This is a genomic window from Enterocloster aldenensis (assembly GCF_003434055.1).
In the GTDB taxonomy this organism is placed as follows: domain Bacteria; phylum Bacillota; class Clostridia; order Lachnospirales; family Lachnospiraceae; genus Enterocloster; species Enterocloster aldenensis.
Window position 1 is genome coordinate 21,327 of the sequence record NZ_QVEX01000022.1, and the last position, 7,556, is coordinate 28,882.

General features: G+C 40.7%; 5 protein-coding genes and 1 pseudogene. 2 read left to right on the forward strand and 4 right to left on the reverse strand.

All coding sequences use genetic code 11. The features are described 5' to 3' along the window. The first annotated feature begins 182 nt into the window (after nt 1–182). Nucleotides 183–1,937, forward strand: coding sequence for a PspC-like choline-binding domain-containing protein (locus DWX59_RS25575; RefSeq protein ID WP_117562992.1), 1,755 nt, complete (start codon nt 183–185; stop codon nt 1,935–1,937). A gap of 113 nt (nt 1,938–2,050) precedes the next feature. Continuing rightward, nucleotides 2,051–3,187, forward strand: a complete 1,137-nt coding sequence (locus tag DWX59_RS25580; RefSeq protein WP_117562993.1) for a PspC-like choline-binding domain-containing protein — start codon at nt 2,051–2,053, stop codon at nt 3,185–3,187. A gap of 520 nt (nt 3,188–3,707) precedes the next feature. Here DWX59_RS25580 and DWX59_RS30295 read toward each other — a convergent pair. The 4 genes and pseudogenes from DWX59_RS30295 to DWX59_RS25600 form a co-directional block, all read right to left on the reverse strand. Then, a pseudogene (locus DWX59_RS30295) lies at nt 3,708–4,672 on the reverse strand (choline-binding protein); the annotation flags it as partial. Nucleotides 4,673–4,807: 135 nt separating this feature from the next. After that, a complete protein-coding gene (locus DWX59_RS25590) occupies nt 4,808–5,233 on the reverse strand; it encodes a hypothetical protein (protein WP_117562994.1) in 426 nt (141 codons plus the stop codon). Nucleotides 5,234–5,248: 15 nt separating this feature from the next. Further along, on the reverse strand, nt 5,249–5,539 hold the full coding sequence (locus DWX59_RS25595; protein WP_117562995.1) for a hypothetical protein: 291 nt from the start codon (nt 5,537–5,539) through the stop codon (nt 5,249–5,251). Between the two features lie 182 nt (nt 5,540–5,721). Continuing rightward, entirely contained in the window at nt 5,722–7,131 is a 1,410-nt protein-coding gene (locus DWX59_RS25600) for an ATP-binding protein (protein WP_117562996.1), read from the reverse strand. Nucleotides 7,132–7,556 lie beyond the last annotated feature (425 nt).

The window sequence follows — 7,556 nt, forward strand, 5'->3', positions numbered from 1 at the left end:
AGTCAGTTTTTAATACCCATTATTTTATGAAATCAAACGCTCTCACGGTCCTCTATGTTTAAATCATACAAGCCCCCCCCCCCAACAAGTCATAATTTTCCTTATCCGAAGTATAATCAACTCGTAATGCAATTAGGAATTTCAAAAAGTATTTCAAAAAGAAAAAGGAGAGTGCATTAATTATGAGAAAGCAGACAAAATTAGTTGCTGTATTATCAACAGCAGCACTGCTCGCTATTGGTGCATCCATGACTTCTTTCGCAGCTCAGGGTTGGGCCGAGGAAGATGGTACTTGGGTATACTACGACAGGAATGGCGACAGAGTAACTGATAAGTGGGCTAAGTCCGGTAACAACTGGTACTACTTAGATAGCGATGGCGAGATGGCTATCGATACCCTGATTGAGGATGGCGACAACTACTACTACGTAGATATCAACGGCGTTATGGCTTCCAATCAGTGGGTAGCAATTGAGAATGAGGATGCTGGCGATGACGATGAGCCAGAGAACTACTGGTACTATTTCCAGGCTAATGGTAAAGCATTAACCAATGGAAATAACAGCAACATCGCATTAAAGACTGTTAACGGCAAGAAGTATGCCTTTGACGAAGAAGGTAAGATGCTGTACGGCTGGGTTGCAAAAGACAACGCAGAGCGTATCGACAATACAGACGGTGATGGCTTCAAGACCGGTGACTATTACTTCGGTGACGAGAACGACGGTGCAATGACCGTTGGTTGGTTACAGATGGATATCACATATGATGAAGCAACCAGCGATTACGAGTTTGCTCCTGTATTCAATGAGGATGAGGATCAGACACGTTGGTTCTACTTCCAGTCTAACGGTAAGAAAGTTAAGGCTGATGGAGCAAGAGAAGCAAAAGAGAAGACCATCAATGGTAAGAAGTATGCATTTGACCAGTATGGTGCTATGACAGCCGAGTGGTCTCTGGATCGTGAAGATGCTGATAAGCTGGCTACAGCTGATCGTGCACACAGCGATAACAGCACAGCAACCGGAAACAGCGTAACTGCTAAGTATGCTCAGGAGTGGAGATACTTCAACAGCGTTGAGGACGGTTCCAGAATCAGCAAGGGCTGGTTCAAGGTAGTTGCAGCTGAATGGCTGAACAACGATAAGTTTGATGACGATGAGGATTCCTGGTACTATGCAGATGGAAGTGGTAATCTGTATGCTGGTGAGTTCAAGACCATCAAGGGCAAGAAGTATGCATTCCGTGATGACGGCCGTATGGTTGATGGCCTGAAGTTCATTAAGGATTTAGGTACTGGCTTAAGCGTAAGGGCTGATGATGATGGCGCTCTTCCATTCGATACTGAAGATGACTTCAATGAAAGTGCTCTGAAGTATGAGAAGCAGGGCTATAGCTGCTACTACTTCGGTGATGGCAATGATGGTGCTATGAAGACCAACAAGACCAGCATTGATATTGATGGTGATAAGTTCAACTTCTACTTCCAGAAGTCCGGCTCCAAGAAGGGTGCTGGTTTAACTGGTGAGAAGGATGACAAGTTCTATCAGTCTGGTAAGATGCTTGCAGCTGGTAAGGATGATAAGTATCAGGTAATCCAGAAGGTTAGCACCACAACCGAAGAAGGCTATAAGAAGCTGTCTGACGTTGACGATTTCTTAGATGCTATTACTGCTAGCAACTATACTGATTACACTGGCAGTGCCGATTCTGTAAAAGAAGCACAGCTGTCTAGCATCGGTGTTAATAAGAAGGGTGAGGATATCAAAGACCTGTACATGATTAATGGTGGCAGCGGTCTGTCTTCTGATGACTACTTCTTAGTAAATACATCTGGTAAGGTTATTGACAGCAAGACCAAGAGCACCGATGGCAGCGACTTCGTATATGTTACTGCAAAGGGCGGAAAGATTCTTGCTATCTACAGCGAAGACTAATTATTAATTAGTAAAAGTTGGTAATATGATTTAGGGGGAAGCGTTGTGACTGATTTAGTATTAAATTAAGTCACAGCGCTTCTTTTTTAGTAAGAATAAAGGAGAGGATATATATGATATATAAAAAGTTTAAACCATTGGTTTTAGCGTTGCTGATTTCTGTATCGGCAGCTTTTCCTGCTATGGCAGAGACCCCTACGACAACCATGGAAAACAGTGGTGCATATCTTTTTGAATGGCGCCCTGTGGACTGTGGAGATGGTCATTCCTTTGCCATTCTTGTAGGCGGTAATACAATTTATGAAAGTGATGTCATCCTGAGCAGGGGATATGATTATGCATATACGTTTAAACCAATGGAGTATTCAAGGCCTTGGGGACAGGTTCCTGACCTTGTTAATATTGATGGTGTATGGGGAATTCCTGAGAACTGGGGAATCCTGCCGGAAGGCAGCCAGCCAGTGACACGAATCGTCCTTTTTACGAATAACAGGAATCTGTCCAGTAATGAGCGGTATGTAGATGTTGTCCATCTTCCAGGCAATGTAAACAGCGCTGAATTGCCCCCTGAAGTGAGAAAATACTTAATTAATGTAGATGGCTCCGATGCAGGTGCATATAATGGAACCATTACTTCTGGATGGGTACAGGAAAATGGACAATATAGATATAGGAAACCTGATGGTACGTATGTAGCGAATGGATGGTTAAAGGTTAACGATCAATCCTACTATATGGATGCCAATGGTGTTATGCTTACTGATACAATTACACCAGATGGTGTATATGTAAATGCTAATGGAGAAAAGACGAATTATATACCAGGATGGTATCATGATGAAAAGGGCTGGCGATATATACAGAAAAATGGATATTATGCCGGCGCGACCTGGATTCAAGGCGATGATGGAAAATGGTATTATATCAATATAGGAACATATATGGAAACGGACGATATTACACCAGATGGATATCGGGTAGATGCGGACGGTGTATGGGATGGACAGCCCTCTATCATTGACAACACAGTGAATCTTGGTCCGGGTGCAGCATCAGAAAATGCATCTGAAGGTTGGGAGGCATCTGGAGCCACCTGGAAATATAGATTGTCTGATGGAAGCTATGTAACAAACGCATGGAGAGAGGTAGACGGGAAGTGGTATTACTTTGACGGCGAGTCTCTGATGGTTATGAATCAGACTACACCGGATGGTTATTATGTGGGAGCAGATGGGGTGTGGAATAATTAGTATTTGTTTTTGGATGTGAATATATCTGTATACAACAGGGGCCTCCTATAATTTCCGAAGCATAGGAGGCCCCTGTATTTAGTGTAATGATGAGATTAATGATATATAGAAAGAATCGGCGACAAACTAATGTGTTTTTTCAAATATGTAATGCTTATAAAGATTTCATCTTTATTTTGGGAGTAAATCACAATTAAATCGCGATTTATCGCGATACTGTTTTGTATAGGATTGAGAATTACTCATAAAATAAGCCATTACATGTATATATAGAAAAAAGTTATTGTAGAGACTTCCTCCTCCGGTCATTTAAAATATATTCTCTATAACTTCTCCTTTACTGTTTCCACACACCATCATCACCCACTTCATATCCATCTGGTGTAGTCTGTCCAGTTACCATCTCAGATGCTTCATTAAAATAATACCACTTTCCATCTGTATCCTGCATCCAAGCATTGGTAACATAGCTTCCATCTGCCTGCTTATACTTCCAGGCATTTCCATGTGCTTCCCAGCCCTCTGGTGATGCATTGGCAGTTGCACCAGGGCCTAACTTTTGCTGATTGACAGTTGCATTAGAGGATGGCTGACCATCCTAGATTCCATTGGCGTCTACATAGAATCCATCAGGAGTAGTGGTATCTGTAACCATATAGCACGCCATGTTAAAATAATACCACCGTCCATCCGTGTTCTGTACCTAGGCGGCAGATGCATCGGAACCATCCTTTTTAACATAGCGCCAGCCCTTTTCTTCCTGTTCCCATCCAGGAATGTATTTGTTTTTTTCCTTTTGCATTTATGTAAAATCCATCTGGCGTAATGGTATCGGTAAGCATTACGCCGTTGGAATCCATGTAATAGGATTTATCGTCTATGGTAAGCCAGCTGTCAGCTACATAAGTACCGTTAGATTTTTGATAGCGGGAATGTCCATTTCCATCCTTTTCCCAACCGGAGGTAGTTGTTCCTTCATAGGCCCTGGCATCAGAACCATCCACATTAATCAGATATTTGCGGACTTCCGGCGGAAGGTCTGAAGCCGATATGCTGCTGGGAAGATGTACAATATCCACATACCGCTCTTTTGTTGACATCTTTTTATTATTCGTTGTAAGTGTCATTCGCGTATATGACTGGCTGCCTTCGAGAAGCAAGTGCTAGCTTTCTGGTATTCCCTAGATTCCGTTTATGTTTACCAGAGACGGGACCTGTCCCCCAGGGCTTCGGAATAGAGTTGTTAAATGTAAAGGCATAATCATACCCTCTATTAAGAATTGAATCTGATTCCTGTATGGTATTCCCGCCTGCCGGTATTGCAAAATAGTGCCCCTCCCATAAATCTACAGGACGCCATACGAATAGGTAAGCGCCACAATTTTCCATGGTAATGCCCTCTGTTGTATCGGCATAAGAAACCGCTGCAGCTCCTAACGCAAGAGAAACAGCAAGACCTATGGCCGCAATTCGTTTTTTCCACATAAATACTACCTCCGTATGTTATCATCTACACCTCATGGTTTACTTTTACAAAAATTGGGGATATTCCCCTGTGACATTTATAGTCACAAAAGAAATATCCCCCATCCATTACCGGATAACTATTCAGTTATCGGATTAGTCCTCTGCAAAGGTAGCAGCAATCTTATCTTTGTAAAGCTTATAAGTTACATCATTACTATCTTTGTTCTTAGAGCTATTCTCGCTAATCTTACCGCTTGTGTGGACTACGGCAGCACCGTCATTCTTAAGGGTTGAAACTCCAAGAGAGTGTTCTCCGGCAGCATTTGTGTAAACGTAAACGCTCAAATCGTCATTGTTATTATTTTTTAACTTGCTGGCACTTAAGCCTAAGTCGTTCAATGATACAATGGCAACAGAGACAGTACCATCGGTCCGGGTTGCTTTTGACTTATAGCTTCCATCAGTATTAAGGAATGTGGAGTCAAGGTCGCCCCTATTAAGGACAGTAACTCCGGTTACAACATTGTCTATATCATTTGCAAATGTAGCAGCATCTGCATATGTCTTGTATCCAATCACTTTTCCATCACTGATTTAGGAATAAACAACCAGGAACTTCTCATCCCCGCCTGCAGACATCAGTTTTCCAGAATTGTAATACTTCTTGTCTTCCTCGCCAACTTTACCAGTACCCTTGGAGGAACCGGATTTTCCAAAGTAGAGGCTGAAGTTGTCACCGTCAATATTTACTGTGGTTTTTCCTGTCCTCATTGCACAGTCATCACCGAAATAGTAGCAGGAATAACCCTGGGCATATAACTGTGATGCATGTGCGTTAAAGGAATCCTTATCATCATAGTTGCAGGTAGAATCATCATCAGCCATAATATCGCCGAAATCAGATGTGGAACCAATAGTGCCAGCAACACCGGTATGAATAAACTGCAGGCCGGTTAAGCAGATGCCGGTCTTACCAAAGGAATACTATTTATAAGGATTTCTTAAAAAATGGGCAATTTAAATGGCGAAAAAGTAAAAAACCTTCCGTCGTTATAACCTTTCAACCATTATTCATTTATATCCCCTATCTGGCATATCTGTTTATAAGAGACAAGATTTATATTTCTACTATTTTTCACATAATCAATCACAGAATCTTCAAAACCGCTTTTTGAAAAAAAGAAATAATACTTTTCAGGATAATGGAACAGTCCGCTCCGTTCCAGCAACGTGTGAACAGTATCCATATCCACAGGGGTATCTTTCCACTTGCATTCTCCTAACAGGACATAAGGTTCCTGTATAGCCATGATATCAATTTCTTCATGCCGTCTTTTCACAGGGTTATTTCCCCACCATCTTCCTACATTGCCGACGGGAAACGGAAGACTTTCGTATATTTTAGGGTGATACAGATATTGTAGGCAAATATTTTCAAATATTTTTCTCATGAAATCACTTATTTGAGGCTTTACTAATGTTTTATATATTGTTAATCCTACACCTCTGGTGATGCTGCTTATATTGGGACGAACAAAGCGATACCAAAATAAAAACATGCTGTCCTCCAGCTGATATAAGGTCTTTCTGCTGGCAGCATTTTCTGTTATGGGTATTTCCTTTCTTATAATGCCTAATGAAATTAGTGATGTTATCTGATTGCTGCAGCCGCTGGTCTCCAGGCCGGTTTTTGTTGATATGTCATTCATTCTGCTGGCTCCACTGGCAATGGCGGATATAATGGAGTGATAAGAGGCAGGCTCCCTTAATTCCTGTTTTAAAAGATTGACAGGTTCTTCAAATAATCTTCCACTCTCATCAAAGAACAAATCAACAATATTATCATCTAAACTTTTATCAACATCAATTCGTGATATATATTCAGGTATCCCTCCCGTAATACCATATAGTATTGCCTGTGCCTCTTCTGAGAAGCTCAGAAGCATTCTACGGGCTTCAAAGAAGGTAAATGGGTGTATTTTAAACTGTGCCGTCCTGCGGCCGTACAGAGGGCTTTTATAGCCTAATACCTGTTCCTCCATGAAACTTAAAGATGAACCACATAATATCAAGAAGAGTTTGCTGTTCTTCCAGCATTGGTCTATATGGCTTTGAAGCATAGATGATATTGCAGGATAGGAGGCAGCTAAATAAGGATACTCATCTATCACAATTATAAGGCGTTCCTGACTTTGACAGAGGGTATCAATATAGTTAAATAAATTGGTGTAATCCAAAAACTCTGCGCCCCGTGCGGATTCTCCGGTCATCAGCAGTGCTTTTGATAAACCTGAGAGGTTTTCTTTGCGGGTTCCTTCAACTGCCATATAATATACAGCCTTTTTATCTTTTATAAATTCATTAATAAGTGTGGTCTTTCCAACTCTTCTTCGTCCATAAAAGACAGCAAATTCAAATTGATTGCTGTTGTAAAGTGATTGTAGTTTTTTGAGTTCCCTTAAGCGGCCAACAAACATAATTCATCCTCCATCATTTTATCACAAAATTACTAATCGTTTAGTTAGTAATTATACAAATATCATATCATTGAAACAAGGTACTCGTCAATAATTATAAATCTACAAAATTTGCATTACGAAATGAGAGAATCCTTTCTTTAGTTGATATCGAATAAGTCATTTATATTTATAGGGGAGAGGTTTTAATAGAATCATTGATAATAATGGATTTGATATTCTATATGTAGATAATATACTATCTTCTATAATTTTCCATATACGGAGTATAATCAACTCGTAATGCAATTAGGAATTTCAAAAAGTATTTCAAAAAGAAAAAGGAGAGTGCATTAATTATGAGAAAGCAGACAAAATTAGTTGCTGTATTATCAACAGCAGCACTGCTCGCTATTGGTGCATCCATGACTTCTTTCGCAGCTCAG

Coding starts and splice junctions, on each gene's coding strand:
- DWX59_RS25575 (WP_117562992.1), top strand. CDS start 183: ATGAGAAAGCAGACAAAATTAGTTGCTGTATTATCAACAGCAGCACTG.
- DWX59_RS25580 (WP_117562993.1), top strand. CDS start 2,051: ATGATATATAAAAAGTTTAAACCATTGGTTTTAGCGTTGCTGATTTCT.
- DWX59_RS25595 (WP_117562995.1), bottom strand. CDS start 5,539: ATGGCTGATGATGATTCTACCTGCAACTATGATGATAAGGATTCCTTT.
- DWX59_RS25600 (WP_117562996.1), bottom strand. CDS start 7,131: ATGTTTGTTGGCCGCTTAAGGGAACTCAAAAAACTACAATCACTTTAC.